At 63.3% G+C, this 25492-nt stretch carries 23 protein-coding genes; 18 read left to right on the plus strand and 5 right to left on the minus strand.

The window, feature by feature from the left end; all coding sequences use genetic code 11:
• Positions 1-20: 20 nt before the first annotated feature.
• Both ACILSR_RS09745 and ACILSR_RS09750 read left to right on the plus strand, forming a co-directional pair.
• Positions 21-692, plus strand: coding sequence for a response regulator (locus ACILSR_RS09745; RefSeq protein ID WP_395749570.1), 672 nt, complete (start codon positions 21-23; stop codon positions 690-692).
• Entirely contained in the window at positions 689-2083 is a 1395-nt protein-coding gene (locus ACILSR_RS09750) for a sensor histidine kinase (RefSeq protein ID WP_395749571.1), read from the plus strand. The genes ACILSR_RS09745 and ACILSR_RS09750 overlap by 4 nt, the downstream gene beginning before the upstream one ends.
• Before the next feature lie 49 nt (positions 2084-2132).
• On the opposite strand, the gene ACILSR_RS09755 is transcribed toward ACILSR_RS09750, so the two are convergent.
• The 3 genes from ACILSR_RS09755 to ACILSR_RS09765 all read right to left on the minus strand — a co-directional run bounded on the left by ACILSR_RS09755 (position 2133) and on the right by ACILSR_RS09765 (position 6315).
• Complete coding sequence (locus tag ACILSR_RS09755) at positions 2133-2531, minus strand: hypothetical protein (RefSeq protein WP_395749572.1); 399 nt, start codon at positions 2529-2531, stop codon at positions 2133-2135.
• Positions 2532-2686: 155 nt separating this feature from the next.
• Positions 2687-4018 (minus strand): tRNA epoxyqueuosine(34) reductase QueG, encoded by a 1332-nt coding sequence (queG, locus tag ACILSR_RS09760; RefSeq protein ID WP_395749573.1) that lies wholly within the window; start codon positions 4016-4018, stop codon positions 2687-2689.
• Between the two features lie 530 nt (positions 4019-4548).
• Positions 4549-6315, minus strand: a complete 1767-nt coding sequence (locus ACILSR_RS09765; protein WP_395749574.1) for a dynamin family protein — start codon at positions 6313-6315, stop codon at positions 4549-4551.
• 200 nt (positions 6316-6515) lie between these two features.
• Here ACILSR_RS09765 and ACILSR_RS09770 point away from each other — a divergent pair, with 200 nt between their 5' ends.
• Both ACILSR_RS09770 and ACILSR_RS09775 read left to right on the plus strand, forming a co-directional pair.
• The gene (locus tag ACILSR_RS09770; RefSeq protein WP_395749575.1) at positions 6516-7592 is read left to right on the plus strand and encodes a hypothetical protein; all 1077 of its coding nucleotides are present in this window, start codon (positions 6516-6518) and stop codon (positions 7590-7592) included.
• Between the two features lie 72 nt (positions 7593-7664).
• The gene (locus ACILSR_RS09775; protein ID WP_395749576.1) at positions 7665-8303 is read left to right on the plus strand and encodes a tetratricopeptide repeat protein; all 639 of its coding nucleotides are present in this window, start codon (positions 7665-7667) and stop codon (positions 8301-8303) included.
• 166 nt (positions 8304-8469) lie between these two features.
• Here the strand turns inward: ACILSR_RS09775 and ACILSR_RS09780 are convergent, their stop codons facing one another.
• Both ACILSR_RS09780 and ACILSR_RS09785 read right to left on the minus strand, forming a co-directional pair.
• Entirely contained in the window at positions 8470-11391 is a 2922-nt protein-coding gene (locus ACILSR_RS09780) for a serine/threonine-protein kinase (protein ID WP_395749577.1), read from the minus strand.
• Positions 11392-11444: 53 nt separating this feature from the next.
• Positions 11445-12170, minus strand: a complete 726-nt coding sequence (locus ACILSR_RS09785; RefSeq protein WP_395749578.1) for a sigma-70 family RNA polymerase sigma factor — start codon at positions 12168-12170, stop codon at positions 11445-11447.
• 124 nt (positions 12171-12294) lie between these two features.
• On the opposite strand from ACILSR_RS09785, the gene ACILSR_RS09790 reads away from it, so the two are divergent.
• From ACILSR_RS09790 to ACILSR_RS09855, 14 genes are all read left to right on the plus strand, one after another.
• Complete coding sequence (locus ACILSR_RS09790; RefSeq protein WP_395749579.1) at positions 12295-12486, plus strand: hypothetical protein; 192 nt, start codon at positions 12295-12297, stop codon at positions 12484-12486.
• A gap of 4 nt (positions 12487-12490) precedes the next feature.
• A complete protein-coding gene (locus tag ACILSR_RS09795) occupies positions 12491-12916 on the plus strand; it encodes a type II toxin-antitoxin system VapC family toxin (RefSeq protein WP_395749580.1) in 426 nt (141 codons plus the stop codon).
• 209 nt (positions 12917-13125) lie between these two features.
• The gene (locus tag ACILSR_RS09800) at positions 13126-14469 is read left to right on the plus strand and encodes a DUF1501 domain-containing protein (protein ID WP_395749581.1); all 1344 of its coding nucleotides are present in this window, start codon (positions 13126-13128) and stop codon (positions 14467-14469) included.
• 252 nt (positions 14470-14721) lie between these two features.
• Complete coding sequence (locus ACILSR_RS09805; protein WP_395749582.1) at positions 14722-15351, plus strand: hypothetical protein; 630 nt, start codon at positions 14722-14724, stop codon at positions 15349-15351.
• A gap of 292 nt (positions 15352-15643) precedes the next feature.
• Entirely contained in the window at positions 15644-16891 is a 1248-nt protein-coding gene (locus tag ACILSR_RS09810) for an MFS transporter (protein ID WP_395749583.1), read from the plus strand.
• A gap of 76 nt (positions 16892-16967) precedes the next feature.
• Complete coding sequence (locus ACILSR_RS09815) at positions 16968-17789, plus strand: HpcH/HpaI aldolase/citrate lyase family protein (RefSeq protein WP_395749584.1); 822 nt, start codon at positions 16968-16970, stop codon at positions 17787-17789.
• A 30-nt stretch (positions 17790-17819) separates the two neighbouring features.
• Positions 17820-18326: a hypothetical protein gene (locus ACILSR_RS09820; protein WP_395749585.1), complete on the plus strand. Its 507-nt coding sequence runs from the start codon at positions 17820-17822 to the stop codon at positions 18324-18326.
• Positions 18323-18877: a hypothetical protein gene (locus tag ACILSR_RS09825; protein ID WP_395749586.1), complete on the plus strand. Its 555-nt coding sequence runs from the start codon at positions 18323-18325 to the stop codon at positions 18875-18877. The genes ACILSR_RS09820 and ACILSR_RS09825 overlap by 4 nt, the downstream gene beginning before the upstream one ends.
• A gap of 24 nt (positions 18878-18901) precedes the next feature.
• Positions 18902-20008 carry a substrate-binding domain-containing protein gene (locus tag ACILSR_RS09830; protein ID WP_395749587.1) on the plus strand — a complete coding sequence of 369 codons (1107 nt, stop codon included), beginning with the start codon at positions 18902-18904 and terminating at the stop codon, positions 20006-20008.
• 278 nt (positions 20009-20286) lie between these two features.
• Positions 20287-21168, plus strand: coding sequence for a fumarylacetoacetate hydrolase family protein (locus ACILSR_RS09835; RefSeq protein WP_395749588.1), 882 nt, complete (start codon positions 20287-20289; stop codon positions 21166-21168).
• A complete protein-coding gene (locus tag ACILSR_RS09840; RefSeq protein WP_395749589.1) occupies positions 21165-22505 on the plus strand; it encodes an aspartate aminotransferase family protein in 1341 nt (446 codons plus the stop codon). Before ACILSR_RS09835 ends, ACILSR_RS09840 begins: the two co-directional genes overlap by 4 nt.
• 6 nt (positions 22506-22511) lie before the next feature.
• Positions 22512-23981 carry a M81 family metallopeptidase gene (locus ACILSR_RS09845; RefSeq protein WP_395749590.1) on the plus strand — a complete coding sequence of 490 codons (1470 nt, stop codon included), beginning with the start codon at positions 22512-22514 and terminating at the stop codon, positions 23979-23981.
• The gene (locus tag ACILSR_RS09850; protein ID WP_395749591.1) at positions 23978-24370 is read left to right on the plus strand and encodes a RidA family protein; all 393 of its coding nucleotides are present in this window, start codon (positions 23978-23980) and stop codon (positions 24368-24370) included. Before ACILSR_RS09845 ends, ACILSR_RS09850 begins: the two co-directional genes overlap by 4 nt.
• Before the next feature lie 15 nt (positions 24371-24385).
• A complete protein-coding gene (locus tag ACILSR_RS09855) occupies positions 24386-25492 on the plus strand; it encodes a D-TA family PLP-dependent enzyme (protein ID WP_395749592.1) in 1107 nt (368 codons plus the stop codon).

Raw genomic sequence — 25492 nt, forward strand, 5'->3', positions numbered from 1 at the left:
CGCCGCGTTTCTTGGACTGCATGCGCCTCCTCGTCATCGAAGATGAAACCAAAGTGGCCCGCTTCATTGAACGCGGGCTGCGGGAGGAGGGCTTCAGCGTGGAGACGGCGGCAGATGGAGAGGCTGGACTGGCAAAGGCGCGTGCGGGAGGCTTTGACCTCATCATCCTGGATGTGATGCTGCCGCTGCGGGATGGATTCTCCGTGCTGCGAGAACTGAGGGGTGGGGGAATGTCCACACGGGTGCTGATGCTCACGGCGCGTGATGGCGTGGGCGACCGCGTGCAGGGGCTCGACCTCGGAGCGGATGATTACCTGGTGAAGCCTTTTGCCTTTGCGGAACTGCTGGCGCGCGTGCGTGCGCTGCTGCGGCGGAGCATTACGGAAGAGTGTGCGCTGCTGCATGCGGCGGACGTGCAGGTGGATCTGCGGGCGCGGCGCGTGACGCGCGGTGGGAAGCTCGTGACGCTTTCCTCCAAGGAATTCGGGGTGCTGGCGCATCTGCTGAGGCGTGCAGGGAATGTGGTGACGCGGGCGGAACTGGCGGAAACGGTGTGGGAAGATCTGCCGAACACGCCGAGCAATGTGATCGAAGTCACGGTTTACCATCTGAGGGAGAAGCTCGACCGTGGCTTCTCCCCGGCGCTGATCCAAACCGTGCGTGGCGCGGGCTACCTGCTGCAATCGACATGAGATCTCTCCGCGCCAGGCTGTTCGTTGGTTTCACGGCGTTGCTGGCGGCGGCGTTGCTGGTATTTGGTGTCATCGTGTGGCTGGTGGCGCGGGAGGCGATGACGAATGATCTGGATGATTTCCTGCGCTCCAAAGCGACGCTGCTTGGAAGGCTGGTAGCGCCGGTGAGGAACCGGATTGAGCCGTGGATCGAGCAGGAGGTGCAGGTTCAGGAGCGGCACTTCATGCTGCAGGTCTTTGCGGCGGACGGGAGCTTTGCGGGCAAGTCGAGCAATCTCGCGCAAGCGATTCCGCTGAGCGATGAGGCGCGCCGCTCGGAGCATCCTGCCGGGAATGCGGTGATCGAGACGCTGCATGCCGATGGGCGTGCCTATCGAGTGGCGACGCATCCGCGGCGTGAGCTGTGGGGGGATCCGGTGGCGCTGTATGCGCAGGCGCTCATCCCGCTGGACAGCGTGCACGCCCGTGAAAGGCGGCTCCTGGCGTGGCTGGTAGGGTGTGGTATGGTGGTGCTGGCGGCTGGAGGTGTGGCGGCGTGGCACCTGAGCCGGCAGTGGCTGCGCTCGGTGGCAAATCTGGAGGAAGCGGCACGCGGACTCAGCAGCGCGGAGCTGGGCCTGCGCCGGTTGTTTGTGCCTGCGGATGATGCGGAGCTGGCCGCGCTGGCGGCGTCCTTCAACCAACTGCTGGACCGGCTGGAGGGGGCGCATGCGGCGCAGCAGCGGTTCACCGCGGATGCATCCCACGAACTGCGCACACCGCTGACCGTGCTGCGGGGGGAGATCGAGGTGGCGCTGCGGAAGCCGCGGACTGCGGAGGAGTATCGCGAAGTATTGGTGAGCAACCGGGAGGAGATCGAGCGGCTCTCACGCCTCACGGAGAACATGCTGGCGCTGGCGCATGTGGACGTGGGGGAGGCGCTGGCGCAGCGGGAGCTGGTGAACGTGAGCGAGCTGTGCAGCGGCGTGGTGGCGAAGCTGCAGGCGCTGGCGGAGGAGCGGCGCATCCTGCTGCGGCATGAAGACGGGAGCGAGGGGCCGCTGAGTGTGAACGGGGACCGGATGGCGCTGGACCGGGTGATGCTGAACCTGATCGAAAACGCGCTGCGCTACACGCCGGCAGGGGAGAGTGTGACGGTGCGGGTGTCCCAGCTGCGGCCGTGGATCGAGATCGAGGTGATCGACACAGGGGGAGGCATTTCCGCGGAACATCTGCCGCATTTGTTTGAGAGATTTTATCGCGTGGATAAAGCGCGCTCGCGGGCGCATGGGGGGAGCGGGCTGGGGCTGTCGATCGTGAAGGCGCTGGTGGAAGCACACGGCGGTGGCGTGAGCGTGAGGAGCGAGGTGGGGAAGGGGAGTGTGTTTGTGGTGCGGCTGCCGGAGGCGTGAGGGGGGAACGCCGGGCTTTGGCGAGGTGAGGGCAGGAGTGCCCGCACCACTACGGAGCAGCGCGTGGCGTGTGTTTTTGAATGATGCGGACGGTGAGGAGGAAGATGAGGATCAAGGTGATGCCGACAGCGTTTTCCTGGAGGGATGGAGGGAAGATGAGGATGTAGCCGGCGTCTTTGACGAGTGCGGCGAAGCTGGACACGCAGAAGGGCATGAGGAACAGCCGGAAGATGACCCAGGGGTCGGTTTGGGTGGCGGCGGTGCCGGAGGACGGGCGTGTGCTGAGAATGAGAGCGGCGCCGATGATGGCGCTGAGGCCGAGGGAGGTGAGCCAGATGCGCGGGGTGGAATCAAAGTGATGGATGATGCTGACGACCCACCAGATGAAGTAGCACCAGAGGATGATGCGGGCGGTGGAGAGGTGACGGAGGTAGCGGAGGAGGGGCATGGTTGCAGGGTGGGGGATGCAGATTGCGGGCCACGCTTGTGAGGCGCTGGGTTCCGGAGCGGCTTTCCTTTTGCGCCTAGGCTATAAAGTTCGGGGAAGCCGGGACTGCAAAACGCCGCTGGGTGCGGGATTCCGGAGGGGCAAAAATGCTGCGATTACGGGTGGTGGGCATGGGGTTCCTGGATGGCCTTGGGGGAGGCTTGTGGGGGGTGGCAGCCGGACTCTGCTCGCGTCTGTATCTCCTGAATGGCCCATTGGGCGTGTTCGGAGATGAGAGGGTGTACGTCGGTGGCGGCTTGCTGGAGGGCGGGGAGGTCGGCGGGGGTGCCGGTGTTGCCGAGGGCGACGCAGACGTTGCGGAGGAAGGCGGGGCGTTTGATGCGCTTGATGGGGGATTTGGCGAAGAGGGCGCGGAAGGTGTCGTCGGTGAGGGTGAGGAAGTCGCGGAGGGTGTGCGCAAATATGGTGGTGCGGGCCTGGAAGGTGGCCTCATTGGAGGCCTGGGCGTGGCGGTTCCAGGGGCAGGCGTCGAGGCAGGTGTCGCAGCCGTAGATGCGATCTCCGATGGCGTGGCGGAACTCGAGGGGGATGGGGCCTTTGCTCTCGATGGTGAGGTAGGAGATGCAGCGGCGGGCGTCCATGCGACGCGGGGCGGTGATGGCCTGGGTGGGGCAGGCGGTGATGCAGCGGGTGCATTTGCCGCAGTGATCTGTGGCGGGGGTGTCCGGGGGGAGATCGAGGGTGGTGAGGATGTCTGCGAGGAAGAACCAGGTGCCGAGGTGGCGGTGGATCTGCATGGTGCTTTTGCCGCCCCAGCCGAGGCCGGATTCGCTGGCGAAGTCGCGCTCGAGGACGGGGCCGGTATCGACGTAGGGGCGCTGGGTGCCGCCGTGGGCGGTGAGGAAGTCGGAGAGGGTGCGGAGCTTGGCTTCGATGAGGTCGTGGTAGTCGTTGTTCCAGGCGTAGCGCGCTATTCGGAACGGGGTTGACGGTGGTTGACCGTTGTTGACGGTGGTTGACGGTGGTTGGCCGGAGGCTGGGGGCGGCTCCTGGTGGCTATTTGGTTCGGAGCTGGGGGATGTGGCGGGGGTTTCGGAGCCGGTAGGATACCGGCGCTCCCAGTACGGAATGGGGGCGGTGGGAGATGGCGGGGCGTCTGCTACGGGGACGGTGGTGGATTCTTCTTTTGCGCCTCTTTGCGCCTCTTTGCGGCCATCCAATTCAGAGGAAGGATAGGCGCTGCCGCCTTGGTAGTAGTTGAGGGCGAGGACGATGACGCTTTTGGCGCCGGGGAGGACGAGGGTCGGGTCGGTGCGGCGTTCGGGATTGCGGGCGAGCCATGCCATGTCGCCGTGCTTGCCTTCGGCGATCCATTGCTCAAAGAGGGCGCGATGGGCGGCGGGCTGCGCGGGGGCGATGCGGCAGTCGTCAAAGCCGAGGGCACGGGCCTGGGCGATGAGGGCGGTCTTGAGCTCCGAGGGGGACACGGGAAGAAGGGGGAAGTTTACAGTGGTTGACGGTTGTTGACGGTGGCTGAACCGTTGTTTGCCGGAGTTTCCGGAGGGGGATGGCCGAAAGAGGGGAAAGAGGGGAAAAAAGTTTGGGGGACGGGGAGCTAAGGGGGGTGGGGGAGTGGGAAGGGGCTGATTTTTTACACCGCGAGAGATTGGAAAAACGCAGAGGACCGGAACTCAAGGTGCTTGATTGTGGAACGGAGGGTGCCGGAAGAATTTGTGTGGGAAAGAGGGCGTTGGTTTTTGCAAAGGGATGGCCGGAGATTTGCACCGCAAAGATTTGGAGAACGCAGAGATTTTCCAGATTTGAGTGCCTACGGAAGACACGGAATAAACGGAAAGGGGGATGGGGAGGGCCGGAGTTTACAGTGGTTGACGGTTGTTTGGGGAATCCAGAGGGTGCGAGGAGGGCTGAGGACACGATTTTCCCAGGTGCCGAGGGCGTCTCTGCTTCCGGCCAACTACTGTCAACAACGGTCAACGACTGTAAACTATCGTCAACTCTACTTCCCTGCGGGGGTGAGGACGCGGATCTGGTGGTCGAGGACGTCGAAGGAGTCGGCGAGGAGGCGGAGGCGCTCGACTTGGGCGGACTGCTCGCGTTCGATGTGGGCGGCGGTGGCCTGGGCGGGGTTGAGGGTGTCGAGGAACTTGGTGAAGGCGGTGGTGACGTCGTCGGTGACCTGCTTTGAGAGCATTTCGCGGAGCTTGACGGAGGATTCCTCTAGTTTGTCGAGGATGGCGTTGCGGGCGTTGGCAAGGCGGACCTGGGTGAGGAGGTAAACGACGGCAAGCAGGAGGAGGCCGGCACCGAGGGCGATGGCGGCGCTGATGGGGCCGTCAAACCAGCCGCTGAGGCCGGTTGCGAGGATGACTGGGAGGATGAGGCGGGGCAGCCAGCGGGCGGTGACGCGGGCGTTTTCAAGGCCGGGCTCGATGTCTTCGTCGAGCTTGAGGCCGATGACGAAGCGGCGGAGAGAGGAGTCTACATGGGTGCCGAAGCGGCGGCGGAGCTCGCTGTCTTCTTCGCCGTAGTCGTGGGAGGGGAGGGTGACGTCTGTGGGGAAGAGGATGCCGCGGCCCTGGGCGTAGAGGAAGCGCTCGAACTGGTGGACGTCTTCTTCGAGGACGAGGGAGACCTGGCGCCAGCGGTCGCCGGTGCGGTGCTGAAGCTCCTGGAAGAGGCGGTGGTCCAGGCTCTGGGGGCGGGGGGCGGAGTCGCTGGTGTCTTCGTCTTCGGCGTCTTTACGCTGGAAGGCTTTGCGGGTGGCGAGGGCGTCCTGGGCGAGGCCGGCGACGCGCATGACGGACTCGTGGTAGTCGCGCTCGGTGGCGTCTAGGGCGGGGAGTATTTTTTTGAGGGTGCGGTCAACCTGGAGCTCGCGCTCGTTTTGGAGATCCTGGAGGACGACGATCTTGCGCTTGGAGAGCTGCATGCCGGCGATGAAGCGCTCTTTCATGCTGTCCAGGATCTGGCGTGCGAGGCGCATGGTGCTGGCGAGCTTGTTGAGGCGGGCGGCATTGTGCCGGACGATGGAGGAGATGTGGGCCTCCAGGGCGTGAAAGCCGGAGTCCTGGAGAAGGCGCTCGCGCTCGATGCCGGCGCCGCGGGCGAGGAAGGCTTTCTTGGCGGAGACTGCGAAGAGGGGGAAATCGCGGCCGAAGCGCTGGCGGGTGAGCTGGCCCATGTAGTCTGTGATGACCTGGATCTCTTCGGGGCTGCGGAGGTCGCTTTGCTGAAGGACAAAGATGACGTGTCGCATCCACTCGCGGTGAACTTTTTCCAGGAACTGCCAGGCGGAGGCGCCCCAGGGGTTCATGGCGGAGAAGACGAAGATGACGAGGTCCGCGATGGGGACGAAGCGCTCGGTGATGAGCTGGTGCTCGTTTTCGACGGAGTTGGTGCCGGGAGTGTCGACGATGTGGAAGTCGCGGAGGAAGTCCACCGGGGCGTAAACTTCATCGAGCGTGGGGGTGACGGGGACGACGCTGTGCTCGGGGCCGTGGCGGAAGAAGAGGATCTTGCCGGTGGTGGGGACGACTCCGGTGCTGGAGAAGTCCTGGCCGAAGAGGGCATTGAGGAAGGTGGACTTGCCGACATTGACCTCGCCAACGACGACGAAGACGAAGGGCTCCTTGAGGGAGGCGATGAGATTGTCGAGGATGGCGGCAGACTCGGGATCGCCGCCGGCCTCGCGCTGAGCGGCGGCGAGAGCAAGGAGGTCTGTGCCGATGCGGGAACGGAGTTCGAAGTAGTCGTCGCCAATCATGAGTGGGGGTGGCGCAAGGTGTCGCGTGCGGTTCGCATGGCAACCTCACTTCGGATGGGGAGGGAAGATTAGGGGAAAAGTTTCAAGTTTTAGGTCTCAAGTTTGAAGTGGGCGGCAGATTTGGGGGAACGCGCAGTTCTCTGTTCCAGGAATCTGTTTTTCCCTTTCCACTTCATCTGTGGCGCACTAAAGAGCAGGTCTTGACTGCCGAGACCCCAGACAGTGAGAATGCGCCTGCTGCGAAGCCCACGCCGTGGTGGCTGTGGCCGCATGTGCTGAGCCTCGAGGCGCCGCTGGTGGCGGTGCTGTGGCAGGCGGCGCTGGCGCATGCGCATGGCATCCGGCTGACGCCGATGCTGAGTGTGGGGCTGGGGCTGGCGTGCTGGGTGGTGTACCTGCTGGACCGCACGCTGGACACGTATGCGGTGAAGAATGTGGCGGAGCTGGATGTGCGGCACCAGTTTTACCACCGCCACCGGCGCGTGCTGCTGTGGGGTGTGATCCCGCTGGCCCTCGTGGCGCTGGGTTGGCTGGCGCTGTGGGTGATCCCGGAAGGCGTGCTATGGCAGGCGGTGGGGCTGGCGCTGCTGGTGGCGCTGTATCTGGCGTCATGGTCGGCGCAGGGCAGCCGCATCGTGCGGGATGTGTTTGTGTGCTGTGCGGGGCTGGGGGGCATCATGCTGGTGTCACGGATGCCGCTGCCGAGCGGATCGCGGCTGGTGCTGAGTTTGCTGGTGCTGGGGGTGATGGTGCTGTCCTTTCTGCGGCAGCTGGATGTGCGCATGGGGCATGTGCTGCCGAAGGAGCTGACGGCGGCGCTGCTGTTTGCGATGGGGTGCACGACGAGCACGCGGTTTTTTGCGATGCCGGAGACGATCAAGGAGCCGGTGCTGGAGTGCATGCTGCTGGCGCTGCTGTTTGCGTGCAATCTGCAGATGATCTCGAGGCATGAGGCGGAGGAGGAGAGAGGGGCCGGAAGTGCGAGTGTGACTGGCAGGTCAAGGGAGCCGCTGATGCTGGCCGGCACGCTGGCGTGCTTCATGACCTTGCTGGTGCTGGTGAGCGGCGGTGTGGTGGAGCAGAGCCTGCGCGGGCTGCTCATGATCTATGCGGGCTGTGGTGTGATGACGCTGAATTATCTGGTGTATGGATGGCACAGGCGGGTGTCTGCGGACGCCTATCGGGTGCTGGCAGATCTGGCGCTGATCCTGCCGCTCCCGCTGGTGTGGATGCCGGAGTGCCTCGCAGCGCTGCGGCAGTATTTTCATGTGGCATAGCCAGGCTGGAGATTCCGGTGCTGATCTCGGCCTTGCGCAGAACTGCGCCGCGGCCCACGTATGTTGCATACCATGAAACGCCTGCTTTCCCTCCCACTGCTGCTGACTGCTCTGCTCTCCCATGCCGTCGCGCAGGAGAAAAATGAAACGCCTGATGCGCTGTTTCAGCAGGGGGTGGAGCTGTTCTTTGCGGCGAAGCCGAAGGAATCGGTGGCGGCGTTTGACAAGCTCATCACGCTGGTGCCGGACGCAAAGCCGCAATTATGGCAGCGGGGGCTGGCGCTGTACTATGCGGGTGATTTCAAGGGCGGGCGCGAGCAGTTTGAAGTGCATCAAACAGTGAACGGGAATGATGTGGAGAATGCGGCGTGGCATTTCCTGTGCATCGCCAAAGGGGAGGGTGTGGAGGCAGCAAGAAAGGTCTTCATTCCCATCGAGGGAGACAGCCGGATCCCGATGAAGGAGGTGCATGAGCTGTTTGCGGGGAAGGGGAGCGAGGAGGCGGTGCTGAAGGCGGCGGAGGAGGGCGCGGGTGAGCGGCTGCGCAACCACCGCTGCTTCGCGCATTTGTATCTGGGGCTGTATTTCGAAGCGACGGGTGATGATGTGAAGGCGAAGGCGCACATGCTGAAGGCGGCGAAGGATTTTTCGATGGACCACTACATGGGCCGAGTGGCGCAGGTGCATGTGAAGCTGCGCGGGTGGGAGTAAAGAGACCGCACAGCGAGGGGCTTTAGGGAAACACTGATTTAACACCGCAAGAGATTAGAAGACCGCAGAGAAGACCTTTTGAATCAAGGCTCTACGATTATTCATGTTGCCTTCGGCTGCTTTCGCCTCGCTTCAGAACTGCGATGCTGAATTGTTCAGCGTTTCCTTAGCGGAAGGGATTGAAGGTGAGGCGTACGTAGCGGATGCGGGCGTCTTTGGCTCCGGGCTTGGATGGGCCGAGGTTTTCCATGAGGCCGCAGTGGGTGCGGGTGGCGAAGGCGAGGAGGGCGGGTGATTGCTCGCGGACGAGAGCGGAGCTTCCTTCGGCGGGGATGGAGGCGTAGGCTTTGACGAGTGACTTGGCGAATTCGCGGTCGGAGAGCTGGAGCCAGTCGGAGTTTGCGGGGAGGGTATGAAGCACGGGGACGGCGCTGCCACCGAAGATGCGCAGGGCCATGGTGCCGTCTTCATTTGCCTGCACCATGAGGTCTGCGTGGTGCTGGCGCAGCCAGGTGGTGTCTTCGGCGGTGAGGGTGTCGGGGTGAGTTTGGAGGTGCTGCTGCAGGTCTGCGGAAGACTCGATGAGATAGCCGCCGAACAGGCTGCCGAGGCAGCGGGTGCCTGCCTGGGGAATGGGAATCACCATTTCTTTGGGCAAAGCTTCCTCGGTCCGCTGGGAGACGGTGAAGCGCATCTCTGGCATGGCTTTTTCGCTCATGACGAGGAGTGACTCTTCATTGCGGGAGAGGAGCAGGGAGCCATTGAGCGTGTGGCGGCCTTCGTCGTCCCTGAGGTTGGGGAGTTTCAGGGTCATCATGCGGCGGTCGGGTGGCAGCTTTAGCGAGCCCTGGGGCAGCGTGTGACTGTAGCCGTGGATGAAGAGGCGGAGGTTTAGCTGACGCTCCACGTGCCGGGCAAAGCGGGGCTCATAGGGAGGCAGCGGGGTGTTGGGCTGAGGCTTGCTGAAGGAACTGCCCGTAGCCGGAACCGGCGCCTGCGCCGGGGACATGGCGGGGCTGGAAGGTTCGGCGATTTTGGGAGGCGGCGGAAGCATGCGCGTGGTGAGCGAGTACATGGCCACGAGCAGGGTGGCGAAGGCGAGACCGCCGGCGAAGGAAAAGGCGGTGCGCGGACGGAGCGGGCCGCCTGGCAGCGGGCGGGGCAAGGCGCGCAGTTTTTTCCAGACCCACAACCAGCACGCGAGGCAAGCGGCCAGTGCGACGGCAACGGCGGCGGCCAGCATGGCGGGATGTCGTGACAAATCCTCCACCACGCTGCCATCCGGGAGGGTGATGAAGGAGAGGGAGAGATTCGTCGCGGTCCTGTAAACGAGGAAGACAAGGAGGATGAAACCAAGGTAGAGCGGCAGAGCTAGAGCGACGGCGCACGCGAGTCCCAGGCCGTAGAGACGACCTGCCGAGCCGCGGATGAGATTCACCGCCGCCCAGCCCAGAGTGCTGGCCATGGCGGTGACGCAGCCCCAGAAGGCCAGTGTTTGCAGCAGGCCGACGCTCAGATCCATGCCTGCCTCATAACCGACCTTGCGGTGCAGCAGCTTTATGAAGGCGGAGAACAACACCAGCAGGTAGGTCAGCAGCAGGGCGCCGACCATCGCATGGCCGGAGATGTGGCGTCTGCGCGGGGTGTCGGCATAGGGCAGGGGCCTCCAGGATGGGATGGCGTAGGCCATGGGAGCCAGGGCATGCTCAAAGCGGAAGAGCGCGAGACTGAGGCCGAGCAGCAGCACTCCCAAAATCAGGCTGATGAGGTCGCTCTGAAGCCAGGAAATCCGCAGCATGGCCAGGGCCTTTCCCACGCCAAAGAGGCCTGCGAGGCGGAGCGCCAGACCGGCAACTTCTGTGTGCACGCGTGGCGTCAGAAGGAGCGGCCGGTAGCTGATGCGCGTGAGCCAGCGGGCGTGGACAATGAGCACCCCTGCGGCGATGAAGAACAGCAGCGAAAGGTTCAGCCATGGAGGGATGACAACAGACCTGCGCATGACCTCGGTCTTCACCAACCGGGTAACGCCGTAACAGGCGCACACGACGCCCGCTGCGCGCAGCAGCCAGCAGAACCAGCGCTGGTAGGTCTCGCGTGGATGCACCGTCATCTCCGCCGGAGGGTTTGAAAGCGTGGCGAGATGCTGCTGGAGCTCGGCGACGGTCTGGTAGCGCTGGGCGGGGTCCACCTGCAGCGCGCGGCGGACGATCTCGTCCAGCAGGGTTTTGGTGCCGGCCTCCTGGAGGGGGAGTTCGAGCGTGCTGGGCGGGCGCTTGCCGGTGAGCAGTTCATACAAGACCACGCCGAGGGAATAAATGTCCGCGCGGTGATCCGCGGTGGCCGAGGCGGTGCGCTGCTCCGGCGCCATGTACTCGGGCGTGCCGGCCACCATGGTGCTGTGGGGGGCGGTGCCGGACTGAGTTTCTTCCGCCACCGTTTTTCCACCGCCCATCATTTTGGCGATGCCGAAGTCGGCGATCATGACGCGGCCGCCTTTGTCCAGCAGCAGGTTTTCCGGCTTGATGTCGCGGTGCACGATGCCGTGCTCATGAGCGTATTGCAGCGCTTGGCAAATGGGCGGCACGATGGCGAGCGCCTGCTCGGCGCTGAGGTGGGAACCGCGCATGGCCTGGCGGAGGTTCACCCCGTCCACGTATTCCATGAGGAGGTAGAAGAAACCGCCGGACTCGCCGAAGTCATGCACGGTGACGATGCTGGGATGATTTAGCGCGGCGAGGGCGCGTGCCTCATGGGCGAAGCGCTCGGCGAAGGCGGCGTCCTTTTTCTGCTCCGGCGCCAGCAGCTTCAGCGCCACGAGACGGTCGAGCGTTTTCTGCCGGGCTTTATACACCACGCCCATGCCACCTCGGCCGATGCATTCCATGATTTCGAGCTGCGGGAAGTGTGGGGCCAATTCCTCGGGCGAGAGCGGCTTCTGCGGCGGGGCGACGGGCAGCGTGTCATCGTGGGTCGGGCGCATGGCCAAGTCCATCAGGCACACGGGGCAGAGACCGGGCTGGTAGCCGGGGGGCAGCGCATCGCCGCAGCGGGTGCATTGGGAGCTTGGGGTGGGGGAAGTCTCACTCATGCGGGATGCCTGACGTGCGCAGTGCAAACGGTTGTGAAAAAAGCATTTTTTCTTCAGCGATTTCTCAGAGCGGCAAAGAGCACCTGCATCTCCTCATCCACAGTGGACTCGTCTTCCAGCGTGGCGGCGATCTCCGAACGCACGAGGGTGCGGAAGCGCTGCCGAAGGCGGTGTGTGGCGGCCTTGAGCGTGTTCACGTTCATGCCGAGGGAGGCCGCCAGCGCGGCCTGGTCTCCATGCGCGGCCTCGCCGCTCAGCCAGGGCTGCAGGCGTGCGAATTCCTCGCCCCGGCCTTCGGCGGTCTGCTCCAGGCGCAGCGCCTCCATTGAGCGGCTGATCACCGTGAGCGCCCACTCGCGGTCAAAGGCCGCATCTGGAGAGAGCTGGCTGGAATCTGCCACGGCGATGGGCGCTTCGTCGTCATCGATGGACAGAGGCGTCTCTCCGCCGCCGCGGCGCAGGCGCAGCGCCGCCTGGCGCCGGTGAGAGAGGAAATGCTTAACCGCGCCCAGAAGGTAGGAGCGGAAGCGTCCCCACGACTGCTCCGCCTGCGCGATGGAGCCGCCTGCCAGAACGGTCGCGAAGAAATCATGCGCGAGCTCACGGGCCAGTTCTTCGGTGCGTCCTTCCCGACGTAGAAAAGCAATGACCGGCGCATAGTAGGTGGCGCAGAGCTGCTGGAGCGCCTCACGCCCTTCGGTGGAAGGATCCCGCGCCAGCACCACGCGGCTCCAGCGCGTGGTGTTGAAGTGCGAGGAGGCGGGGGAAGGCGGAGACATCGCGGAGAGCATAACCGTTTCCCTGACGGATCGGAAGGCAATCGTTGCGGGGGGAATGGCGCGACAGAACCGCGCCTTTGCACAGGCAGCTTGCGAAGATTGCCGAATGGTGGCAGGATTGATCATGAGCAGCAAGGTTATCGAACAGTCGATTTCAGACCTCAAACGTCGTGTGGCCAAGATCGAAGCCAACATGAGTGGTTCGCGTGGCGGGTGGAAGAAGATAGCGGGTGCGGCAAAGGATGACCAACACTTCGCCGAAGCCATGCGCCTGGGTGCCAAATGGCGGAAACAGGCGAACCAGGAAAATTGGTAGTGCCATGTTCGTGGTGCTCGATACCAACCACTTTGCTGAGCTTGTGCACGGCACAGCCCGCAGCGAACGACTGAAACAACGGTTTCAAACACACCGCTCAGAAGTGTTAACCACAGTCGTCACCGCCCAGGAGGTGTGCGAAGGATGGAGTGCCTTTATCCGCAAACAAAAGGCAGGCAGCGAAAAGCAAGTTCACGGCTACGCACAGTTCCAGCACAGCCTGGAACTCCTCATGGAGCTTACCCTGCTCCCCTTCGATGAACAGGCTGCAGCAGTCTTTCGTGACTTGCGTAAACAAATGCCACAGGCAGGCACGCAAGATCTGAAGATCGCGGCCATTGGTCTCGCGCATGATGCTACCGTCCTGACTCGAAACCTGATTCATTTCCACAGGGTACCAGGGTTGCGGGTGGAAAACTGGCTGGACTAAATTGCGAGGCAAAGGCCATGGGCGGCTGTTTTGACGGCATCCACCTGTCCTGCGCGTCACGAAAAATCTCCTGTGTTTCGTTTCCCCAGATCAGGCCCTCCTGCGCCTCCCTTGCGCATCATTGCGCTGGTCTTGGCATAGTGGGGTGTGAGCGCAACATGGGTGATGGTTGCATGGTAGGTTTTGGTGAAATCCACTCTATCCGCACCATGAAAATGCATCGTCTCTGCTCCGGCAATCACAGCAACCTCTTCACCACCGCCCAGGGTCGGCGTGACTTTTTGCAGGTGGGGGCGATGGCTGGGCTGGGGCTGACGCTGCCGAATCTGCTGAAGCTGCAGGCGGCGGAGCAGACGCTGGCGATGCCGGCGGTGGAGAGTTACAAGCCCATCGCGACTTCGATCATCCACATCTACCTGCCAGGCGGGATGGCGCAGCATGAGTCGTGGGATCCCAAGCCGTTTGCCTCGCCGGATTATCGCGGGCCGTTCTCTCCGGTCAAAGGGGTGACGGGCGAGTACGTGGGCGGGCAGTTTGCAAACATCGCGAAGATTTTGGACAAGATCACGCTGATCCGCTCGGTGACGCATGGAGAGGCGGCGCATGAGCGTGGTACGCACAACATGTTTACCGGTTATCGTCCCAGCCCGGCGATCAAGTTTCCGAGCTTTGGCTCGATCATCTCCCACGAGCAAGGGCCGCGCAACAACCTGCCGCCGTATGTGGCGGTGCCCGGCATGATCGCTCCTGAGCAGGGCAGCGGATACATGAGCAGTGCGTATGGACCGTTTGCGCTGGGCAGCGATCCCGCGGACAAAGGATTCACCGTGCGCGACCTCGCATCGCCGAAGGAGATTGATCCGAAGCGCTTTGACCGCCGCCGCAATCTGCTCTCCGCCGTGGACGAGCACTTCCGCACGACGGAGAAGTCGGACGGGCTCAGCGCGATGGACAATTTCTACCAGGCCGCGTACAAGCTCATCAGCTCTGACAAGGCGCGCGAAGCTTTCAATTTGAATGCGGAACCGGACAAGCTGCGCGACGAGTATGGCCGCAATGCGGCGGGACAGCGCTTCCTGCTGTCGCGCCGACTTGTTGAAGCGGGAGTGCGCATGGTGTCGGTGAATTATGGGGGCTGGGACCACCACTCCAACATCAAGGGAGCCTTTGAAGGACAGGCTCCGCAGTTTGACATCGCCTTCTCGCGTCTGATCAAAGACCTGGATGAACGGGGCATGCTGGACACCACACTGGTGCTCGTGAGTTCGGAATTCGGCCGCACGCCGCGCATCAACAGCACCAATGGACGTGACCACTACCCGCGCGTCTTCTCCGTGGCGATGGCGGGCGGCGGTGTGAAGAAGGGTTTTGTCTATGGCAAGTCCGACGCCCTCGGCGGCGAGCCTGATGAGAATCCCGTGGGGCCTGAAGATCTTGCGCGGACGATGTACCGGCTGCTGGGCATCAATGCGAGCAAGCGCATCGTGGTGGAGAATGTGCGTCCGGTGGACATCGTGAACGGCGGAAGGCTGATCCAGGAAGTCATTGCGTAAACGGCTTGGGCCGTTTGGCGATGACTTCAGCACGGGTCTCTTTGAGATTTCCCAACGGGGTTCGCGCCGCTTCGGCGACCTGCGTGCGGCTGATGCCGCACGGAGTTCCGCTGCGGGACTGATTCAGTCAGCACTTTCGCAATGCGCGGTAGGGTGTGTTTTCCAGTCCGGGAAACTTGCGGGAGTCCGGGCTGCCAGATTTATGCGTCCCTCTAGGACTGGACGGCGTGGTGTGCGCTGTATGACCACGCCGTGCCGGAGTGGCCCTTTGCAGGCGATGCGCGCGCATCCAAAAACCTGCCGCCGATGACGCGCATGGTCACTCCCGCGCTGCTTGCCGGTGCTCGTGAAAACTACCGCGCCATGGGTGCCGCCGGTTTCCAAATGTACAACTACCGTCTGCCTCTGGTGGTGCTGCATCGCGCCATCGCCAGCCAGCACGCCGCGCCTGTGGGACCGCCCAAGGCGCAGCGCGTCTATGAGGTGACGCATGGGTACTTCAATGATCGGGAGGATTCGTTTCAATATCGCAAGCAGCTGCCTGTGACAGTGGCGGTGGGAGGTGCGGAGACGCTGCGGCTGTATGTGGGTGAAGACGTGGCTGCAATGCCGGTGCAGGCCACGCTGCGGCTGGGAGTGCGCAATGTGAAGCAGGCGGCGCTGGTGAATGTCACACTAAATGGTCATGCGCTCACGGGCGGCGCACTCGTCCGCTCAGCGCCGCAGACGCGTAAGGATACGGCGACGGCTTATCTGATGCTGCGGCTGGATGCGGCGCATGACCTGCGGCGTGGGTGGAATGAGGTGGTGGTCAGCCTTGATCCCAATGCGCCGGGAAAAGTGACGGTGTGCGAGTGCCAGGTGGGCATCATCGCAAAATGAAACCGCAGATCCGGCTGGCAGACTGTTTCACGCCAGAAAGCACCCGATGTTGCGGGGCGTTGAGGGCTCAAGGTGATCCCCCTCCTGAGACTGCGCTCCGTTCGCGGAAACTCTGGCAGGAGGGGGACCATCTTGGTCCCCTGCACGACACCGCGGACCGGGACCGATGCAAGAAATCAAGACGACTCTTTCTCACGAAGCCTGTCGGCATCTCGAACTCCACTTGTCCGCCCGCCAGACAAGATCAGTGCCATTGATAGAAAGGGCATCTCTGGCCTTTTAAGGGCAGATCATGCCTGCCAGCACCTCTTCCTTTGCCGACATCCCCGTGGCCAGCAGCCCGGTGCGTGGGGCATGGCTGGTGGTGGGGCTGCTGTGGGGCGTGGGCTGCCTGAACTACCTGGACCGAGTGATGCTGACCACGATGCGGGATTCTATCAAGGCGGCGGTGCCGATGGGCGATGACGACTTTGGCATGCTGACGACGGCGTTTCTGGTGGTGTATGGGCTGCTCAGTCCGGTGGGCGGCTGGTTTGCGGACCGCTTCAGCCGGCGGCGCGTCATTTTGCTGAGCCTGGTGGTGTGGTCGCTGGTCACCTGGGCCACATCTTATGTGCAGACGTTTCACCAGCTGCTGGCCACACGCGTGCTGATGGGCGTGAGCGAGGCCTGCTACATCCCGGCGGCGCTGGCCATGATCGCGGACTATCATCAGGCGGAGTCACGCTCGTTTGCCACGGGCATCCACATGAGCGGGCTGTATGCGGGCATGGCGCTGGGCGGCATGGGCGGCTGGGTGGCGGAGCATCATGGCTGGTCCTCCAGCTTCTTCATCTTCGGATGCATCGGCGTGTGCTATGGTCTGCTATTATTTAAATTTCTGAAGGATGCTCCTTCCCCGCATGCCGCGGGGACCGTGCAGATCCGAGAACCGGTGATGACGACGGCGCGCGCCCTGTTCAGCACGCCTGCGATGTGGATCATCGCATTGCAGTGGGGTGCTTTGAGCTTTGCCGGCTGGGCGTTTGTGACGTGGATGCCGACGTTTTTGAAGGATCACTTTCACCTCACTCAGACCTACGCGGGATTTACGGCGACGATTTACATGCAGGTCGCGGCTTTTGCAGGCGTACTGGCCGGCGGAGCCTGGGCGGACCGCTGGAGCCGCACGCAACTTCGTGCACGCGCCTGGGTGCCGATGACGGCGCTGCTGCTGGCCGCGCCGCTCGTGCTTCTCACTGCGCACACCACGCTGCTGTGGGTGGCCGTCATAGGACTCATCGCTTTCGGCTTTGGCCGCGGCTGTCTGGATGCCAACATGATGCCGATCCTCTGCCAGGTGGCGCAGCCGCAGCACCGCGCCACGGGCTACGGCCTGCTGAATTTGATGGGCTGCCTCGTCGGCGGTGGCTCGGCGTATCTCGGCGGCTGGCTCCAGGAAGCAAAGCTGGATTTGAGCTGGCTCATCACCGGAGCGGCTGCGCTCGTGCTCGTGGCGGCGTGCCTGCTGGCCTTCGTGAAACCTCTGCGCCGTGGCTAGCTTGCGTGATGCACCTTTTGTCTTCTCACTTCATCCTTCCCAACACACCCCACCCTCACCTACGCTCGAAAATACCATGTTTCGCAAATCCAAAATCCTCGCCAAAATCCGTGCTGGCAAAGTCGCCCGTGTGGCCTGCTTCGGCTCGCCCATCGCCATGTTTCCCGCGCTCGCGGCGCACTTTCACTATGATGGCATCTGGCTGGATGCGGAGCACCGCGTGTGGGAGCCGCGTGAGGCGGAAGCGATGATCGGGCGGCACCACGCGGCAGATATCGACTGCCTGTACCGCGCGTGCACAAAGGAAAAAAACTCACTCTACCGTCTGCTGGAAGACGGTGCGGCAGGGCTCATGATTCCGCACGTGGGCAGTGCGGATGAAGCGCGCGCGCTGGTGCAGGCCATGAAGTTTCCACCGCTGGGAGACCGTGGCTTTTGCGGTGGTGGGCGCGATGCCGGTTTCTGGGTCGGCAAGGCGGACGACTACACCACGCAGGCCAATGCCGAGACCTTCCTCATGGTGCAGATCGAGACACCGGAGGCGCTGGCCAATGTGGATGCCATCGCCGCGGTGCCCGGAGTAGACCTGATGTTTCTCGGCCCAGGCGACATGTCCCTGCGCCTCGGCTGCACCGCTGCGGTGAACGATCCCAAAATGCTGGAGGTGCAGAAGCAGGTGGCTGCGGCGGCCAAGAAACATGGCAAGGCCTGGGGACGCCCCGTGGGCAGCATCGAGGATGCAAAAGTCATTGTCGATCTCGGCGCGCAGCTCGTGGCCTATGGCAGCGAATTTGGCGGGCTGTACAAGCACCTGGCCGAATGCTCCGCGCAGTTTGACGCCCTGCTGAATGAAACCGCCGGGGTGCCCTCCGAGCTGCCCGCAGGCAAGGTTTACTGACCTAATCGCAGCGCTGCTGCATCTGAACCCATGTCATCCACCCTTTCACCGCTGCCTTACACGGACACCAAGCCGCACGGGCATGCCGATTTTTATTTCGCCATCAATGCGACCTTCCGCTTCATCTTGAGGCGCTTCGGTCTGGACACCCTGCGCCGTTACTGGACGGACATGGGAACGAGCTATCACAAGCCCGTGAGCGAGCGCTGGCGGGAGGGCGGTCTGCCTGCGGTGGCGGCGCACTGGCGCGCGTTTTTCGAGGCGGAACCGGGTGGGGAGGTGGAGGTGCTAACCACCCCGGATGAAGTGCGGCTGGAGGTGCGCACCTGCCCCATGATCAAGCACCTGCGCGAGCATGGGCGCGAGATCCTGCCCTGCCTCTGTCAGCACTGCTATTACGTCAGCGAGGCCACGGCGGCGCCTGCCGGGCTTACCGTGCGCATCAGCGGCGGGAATGGGAGCTGCACGCAGCGTTTTGTGAAACAGTCAGCCAATGAACCCGGGCAGCAGCTCGACAACATCAAGGAGGCCGCATGATCGGATGCTATGACTTTTGCGGCCACTACGAGTGGACCTTTGAATGGCTGCGGCAGCTCGGCGGGCATGAGCTGGTGAAGGCGTACTGGGATGAAGCGATCAACCAGGACGCGCAGATTCATGCGAGCACTTTGATCACTGCGAAGGGCTTTGAAGGCATGAAGGAGTACTGGGGACCGACGCTGGCGGACGAAGGCGCGGTTTATCACCGCACAGTGACGGACACGGCCTTTCGCATCGACATGCACGAGTGTCCTTCCAAAGGCTTTCTCCTGCGCAACGGGCTGGATCAATACGCCGACTACTGCGACCACTGCATGGGCTGGATCGGGCCGATGATGAAGCAGGCGGGCTTTGTCATCGACCATCAGCACAACCACTGCGGCCAGTGCTGGTGGGAGATGCGTCGCGAGGAAGATGCCACGCCTCCCAGCGCACCGGGAGAACTCAGCGGCGCTGAAGACGTCCGCCTGCGCCCTGGATGGGTGCGGGATGCGCCGATGGACACATATCAGCGTGCGACGGAGCCGGATGACAAAACGACGGCGTAAGCTGCGCGCGACCCGGCACCACCCATGGACATTCCCGCGCCCGCTGCTACCTCTGCGGGCATGCACCCGCTGCCGAGACGCGAATCGCTGATTCATCAAGTGGCCACCATCTTGAGGAAGAGCATCCGCGACGGTGTGTGGGCGGAGTTTCTGCCCGGAGAGCTGAGCCTGTGCGAATCCTTTCAGGTCAGCCGCGAGACGTTGCGTGGTGCGCTGGGCATCCTGGGGCAGGAGAAGCTCATCTCCTCCAGCCAGGGCCAGCGGCGGCGCATCCTGACGCCCGCCACGCAGAACAAAACGCCCAGGCGGCGCGGCGTAATTCTGCTGACCTCTGTGCGGCTGGAGCAGATGGACGGCGCTTCGATTTTGCTCATCGACGGCCTGCGCGGACAACTCGCGAAGCACCATCTGGAGCTGCAGGTGCAGGTGAGTCCCGCCTGCTTCACGCGCAAGCCGGAGAAGGCGCTTGCGGCCATGGCGCAGGGTTCCACCATGGCGCTGTGGGTGCTCTTCAGCGCGCCCGCCGCTGCGCAAAGATGGTTCATGAAACAGGGCCTGCCCTGCGTGCTCGTGGGTTCGCTGCATCCAGGCATCGCGCTGCCTTCTCTGGATGCGGATTACGATGCGATGGGCCAGCACGCGGCCAATCAGCTGCTCAGCCGCGGTCACCGGCGGCTCGCCGTCGTCATTCCCAAAAGTGTGCGGGCGGGAGATGCCTACACGGTGGCCGCCTTTCGCGCGGCCTGTGCCAAAGCGCCCGGCGCCACACTGCAACTGCTGGAGCACGATGGCACGCCTGCGGGCATTCAGCGCTGCATCCATGCCATGCTCAAGGAGTCACCGGCCACGGGCCTTTTCATCGCCCATGCGCGCCATGTGCTCACCGTGATGTCCAGCCTCACCTGCCGCGGCCTGCGCATTCCGGCGGATGTGTCCGTCATCTCGCGGGACAGCGAATCCTTCCTGGAGTTCATGGTGCCCCGGCCGACGCACTACCACATCCCTCCGCTGGTGCTCGCGCAGAAGCTTTCCCAGGTGGTGCTCAAGATGGCGCGTGGTGAGAGTGTGGTCGCAAAGAGCCATCTGATCATGCCCACGCTGGTGGCGGGGGAGACGCTGGCGAAGAGGTGAGGGCTCTGAATCGTCATCGTCCTCCGACTCGAACTCGTCCTCGATCACGGCGCGTGCGCCGAGTGATGAGTAATCGAGTGACCACGCGCCCCCGATCGTAGAACGAACTTCCGAGTTCGTTCCCTCCGGCCGAACTTGGAAGTTCGGTTTACGTCACGGAATCCGGACCGGCTAAAGCCGGTACTACAATACGAAGAGAAGGGACCCGCTTGTCCGAACAGCAGACAAGTGGACGCTGATTGAGCGGCACCGGCGCTGCGCTTCAATGCACGCACTCCATGAAACTCATCCGCATTGGCCCTCCGGGGCAGGAAATTCCCGGTGTTCTCAGCGACCGCGACGGTCCCGTCAATGTCAGCGCTTTTGGCGAAGACTACGACGAAGCTTTCTTCGCCACGGATGGCCCCGCACGGCTGCGCGAATGGCTCGCCACGCAGAGCAGCCTGCCGCATTTTTCGGGCATGCTGCGCTATGGGCCGCCGATCGCGCGGCCGTCCAAGATCATCTGCGTGGGTCTGAATTACGCGGACCATGCGAAGGAATCGGGCGTGAGCCTGCCGGAGGAGCCGGTGCTGTTTTTCAAGTCCACCTCCGCGCTCTGCGGTGCCAATGATCCCGTCATCATCCCGCAGGATTCTTTGAAAACAGACTGGGAGGTGGAGCTGGCTTTTGTCATCGGCAAGGTGGCTCGCCGTGTGTCGGAGGCGGCTGCCATGCAGCATGTGGCGGGCTATGTGCTGCACAATGACTACAGCGAGCGCGAGTGGCAGCTGGAGCGCTGCGGCCAGTGGGTTAAGGGCAAGAGCGCGGACAGCTTCGCACCGCTCGGCCCCTGGCTGGTGACGCCGGATGAGATCGCCGATCCGCAAAATCTCGACCTGTGGCTGAAGGTGAACGGCGGCCTGCTGCAAAACAGCAGCACACGGCAGATGGCCTTCGGCGTGGCCACGCTTCTCAGCTACATCAGCCGCTTCATGACGCTGCTGCCCGGTGACGTCGTCAGCACCGGCACGCCGCCGGGCGTGGGGCTGGGCATGAAGCCGCCGCGTTATCTCAAGCCGGGAGACGTCGTGGAACTCGGAATCACCGGCCTCGGAGCGCAGCGCCAGGTGGCCTGCGCCGATTTTTTTCAGCCTTCAACTCCCATCTCAAACCCATGACTGACAACTACACGCAATCCCGCCAGCTTTTCCAACGCGCCGCGCGCAGCATCGCCGCCGGGGTGAACAGCGGCATCCGCAAGCTGGAGCAGCCCGTGCCGCTCTACTTTCAATACGGTCGCGGCCCGCGCCTGTGGGATGTGGATGGCAACGAATACATCGACTTCCAGATTGGCCAGGGTGCGCTGCTCTACGGCCATGCGCCGGAAGGCATGGCAAACGCCATCGGCATGCAGGCACGGTTTGGCACGCACTGGGCCGCCCAGAGCGAACTGGAGATCGAGGTGGCCGAGCGTCTGCAGGCCATGATCCCTTCGGCGGAACTGGTGCGCTTCAACAACTCCGCCACCGAAGTGGTGCTGCATGCGTTTCGGCTTGCGCGAGCGCACACCGGTCGCCGCAAGATTTTGAAATTCGAGGGCGCGTATCACGGCTGGTCCGATGAGGGCCTCGTCGGCTACGGCCCGCCGCCGGATGTCTGGGGCGATGACGAAGCTCCCGCGAAGCTGCACCCCAGCCAGGGCGTGATTCCCGAAGTGCTCGACACCTTCGTCGTCGCGCGCTGGAATGATCCCGATCATCTGCGGCGCATGGTGTCCAAACACGCGGGAGAGATCGCCGCGATCATCTTTGAACCCATCATCTGCAACACCTGCTGCATGGAGCCGCTGCCCGGCATGATCGAAACCATCCGCGAACTGTGCGACAGCGAAGGCATGCTCATGATTGCGGACGAAACCATCACCGGTTTTCGATTCGGTGCCGGGGGTGCGCAGAAGTATCTCGGCTTTGTGCCGGATCTGACGATCCTCGGCAAGGCCATCGGCGGCGGTCTGCCCTTTGCGGCGCTGGCTGGCAAGGTCTCGGCCATGCAGAAGATCATCGACGGCACGGTGGTGCACGCAGGCACGCTCAATGGCAATCCGCTCTGCCTGGCCGCCAGCAAGTGGTGCCTGGATGAGGTGCAGTCTTTGGGGGACAGCCACCCTGCCGCCATCACCGAACTCGGCCGCAAGCTGATGTATGGCCTGCGCATTCTCGCGGATCAGCACGGCATCCCGCTGCGCCCGCAGGGTCCCGGTCTGGTATTTCATACCGTGATGCTCAAGCCCGGCGCGGCCGAAGGCCCCGTGCGCGACTACCGTGACTACGCCCGGCGTCAGGACGTGCCGCGCTGGACGCACCTGCGCCGCTGCCTGCTGGATGAAGGTGTGCGAGCCATCGAGCGCGGCCTGTGGTTCATCAGCCTCGCGCATCGTGAGGCTGACATCGAGGCCGCACTGGCCGGAGCCGCGCGCGCCTTTGCGAAACATGCGAGTGAGTGGACCGCCTCCTGATTGACCATGCCCAAGCGCATTCTATTCGCAGGCCTGTTTCACGAGACGCACACGTTTCTCGACGGCACAAGCGGCACGCGTGAGTTCACCCAGATCCTCGGGGAGGACATGCTCGCCGCGCTGGGAGACAGCTCGCCCATGGGCGGCGCTTTGGAGATCGCCCGGGAGTTTGGCTGGGAGGTGATTCCTGCGGCTGATTTTCGCGCCTCGCCGGGAGCGATGGTAGAAGATACCATTGTGGAGTCTTTCTGCCACGAGCTGACAAGCCGCGCGGCGGGCGCTGCGCTCGAAGGTGTTTTCATCGTGTTGCATGGCGCGATGGTTTCCCAATCCTTCGACGATGTGGAAGGCGAGGTGCTGGAGCGTCTGCGGCGTGTGGTCGGCCCGCACGTCCCCATCTTTGGCGTGTTTGATCTGCATGCCAATTTCACCCAGCGAATGGCGGATCACGCAAACTGCCTCGTGGCCTATCGCGAGAATCCGCATAGCGATGCCCGGCAGTCAGCGCAGCGTGCGGCACGCCTGCTACAGCGCTGCCTGACCTCGCAGCGCCTGCCAAAAATGTACTGGCAGCACCCTCCTGTGATGTGGCCGCCCACGGGCACCGCCACCGCCGTGGAGCCGATGCTTTCCCTGGAGCGGCGCGCCCGTTCGCTGGAGGCGGCATCCACTTCCTTCTGGGTGGTGAATGTGTGCGCGGGCTTCGCGTTTGCAGACATGGCGGATGCAGGTGTGAGCTTCGTCATCGCCACCACTGGGCGGGAAAGCGAGGCGCGCACCGCGCTGCAGTCCCTCTCCACTCTCGCGCTTGAAAAGAAGGCGGAGGGCAATATCACCGAGCCTTCCGTGGATGAAGTCTTTGCCACGCTGGACTCCGCCGCTCCGGGACTCACGGTGCTGGTGGAAGCCTCTGATAACATCGGCGGTGGTGCGCCGGGCGACGGCACCGGCATGCTGCGCGCGCTGGTGAAGCACCAGGTGCGCCGCGCGGCCATCTGCATCAATGATGCCAGCGCCGTGCAGCGCCTCTGGTCTCACTCCCAGGGCGCCATGCTCACGCTGCCCATCGGTGGCCGGCGGAGCGCGCTGGATGAAGGACCGCTGCCTCTCAAAGTGGAGCTGCTGAGGCTCAGCGGCGGCCACTTTGAACTGGAGGACAAACAGAGCCACCTCGCCTCCATGTTTGGCGATCACTACAGCATGGGCCCATGCGCCGTCGTGCGGCACCGTGGCATCACCATCCTGCTCACCACGCAGAGCACGCCGCCGTTTGACCTCGCGCAATGGCGCAGCCAGGGCTTTGACCCGGGGAGTTTTGATTTCATCGTGGTGAAGGCTGCGGTTGCGCATCGCCGTGCGTATGATCCCATCGCAGCACGCATGCTCTGGGTGGACACACCCGGGCCATGCAGCAGTAATCTGAAATCCCTGCCCTTTCGCAAGGTCAGCCGTCCCATCTACCCGCTCGACTCATGACTCATCCGCTCGTCTCCTATCCGCAAGACCCTGACACACCCGTCTCGCATCTGCCCTTCAGCCCTTCCGTCGTTGTGGGGGATCTCATCTTCGTCTCCGGCCAGGCCTCCGTGGATGCAACCGGCAAGATCGTGGGAGACAGCTTCGAGGGCGAATTCCGCCGCTCGGTGGAAAACCTGCGCAAGGTGCTGGAAGCCGCCGGCAGCGATCTCGCGCACGTGGTGCAGACGCGCAATTACGTGCGCGATGACGTGGACGTCCCGGCCTTCAATGCGCTTTACCGCGAGTACTTCAGCGCGCCCTTCCCCGCCCGAACCACCATCACGAACTGCCTGCCCGCATCACTGCGCTACGAGATCGAAGCCGTGGCCGTGCGTCGTGTGAAATGATGATTGATCCACCTTATGCCCGACTGGTTTTCCATCTCCAATGAAAGCGCGGTGCCTTCACCGGCCATGCTGCTGTACCCGGACCGGGTGGAGGAAAACCTGCGGCGCATGATTCAGCAGGCCGGAGGCGCTCACCGCCTGCGCCCGCATGTGAAGACGCACAAGCTGCCGCAAATCATCGCGATGAAGCTGAAGGCTGGCATCACGCGCTTCAAGGCCGCGACCATCGCCGAGGCGGAGATGACCGCTGCTGCAGGCGGCAAAGATGTGCTGCTTTCCTATCAGCCCGTGGGACCAAATGTGGATCGTTTCATCGCACTCGTGCAAACGTATCCGCAAACACACTTCGCCATGCTGGCGGATAATCTGGGCACCGTCAGCGAACTGAGCCGCGCAGCCGTGGCGGCAAAGCTCACGCTGGAAATCTACCTCGATCTCAATGTGGGCATGAATCGCACTGGAATCGTGCCGGGAGAGGAGGCCGCTGCTGTTTACCGCGCCATCGCCACCGCGCCCGGACTGCACGCAGGCGGGCTGCATGCCTATGACGGGCATTTGCATGATGTGGACCACGCGGCGCTCGTCAGCGCCGCACAGCGCACGTTTCAAACCGTGCTCGATCTTGCCGAGAATCTACGGGCGGAGGCCTGTGCAGTGCCGCGCATCATCGCCAGCGGCACGCCTACGTTTCCCCTTTATGCGCAGCATCCGGAGGTGGAGGTGGGCTGCGGCACCACGGTGCTGTGGGACTTTGGCCAGGCGCAGATTTCTCCCGATCTCGATTTTCTCCATGCCGCGCTGCTGCTCACGCGTGTGATCAGCAAACCCGCGCCGCATCGTCTTTGCCTCGATCTGGGGCACAAGGCCGTTGCCTCGGAAATGCCGCACCCGCGTGTGCGCCTTCTCGGCCTGGAAGATGCCGTCTTTGTGATGCACAGCGAGGAGCATCTCGTCATCGAAACACCCCGCGCCGAAGAGTTTGCCGTGGGCCACGTATTCTATGCCATCCCGCGCCACATCTGCCCCACCATCGCCCTGCATCACGATGTCTGGGCCGTGCGCGAAGGCCGCGCTTCCGAACGCTGGGAAGTCACTGCACGCAGACGCCAGATCACCCTTTAA

It is taken from the genome of Prosthecobacter sp., assembly GCF_044222565.1.
GTDB lineage: Bacteria > Verrucomicrobiota > Verrucomicrobiia > Verrucomicrobiales > Verrucomicrobiaceae > Prosthecobacter.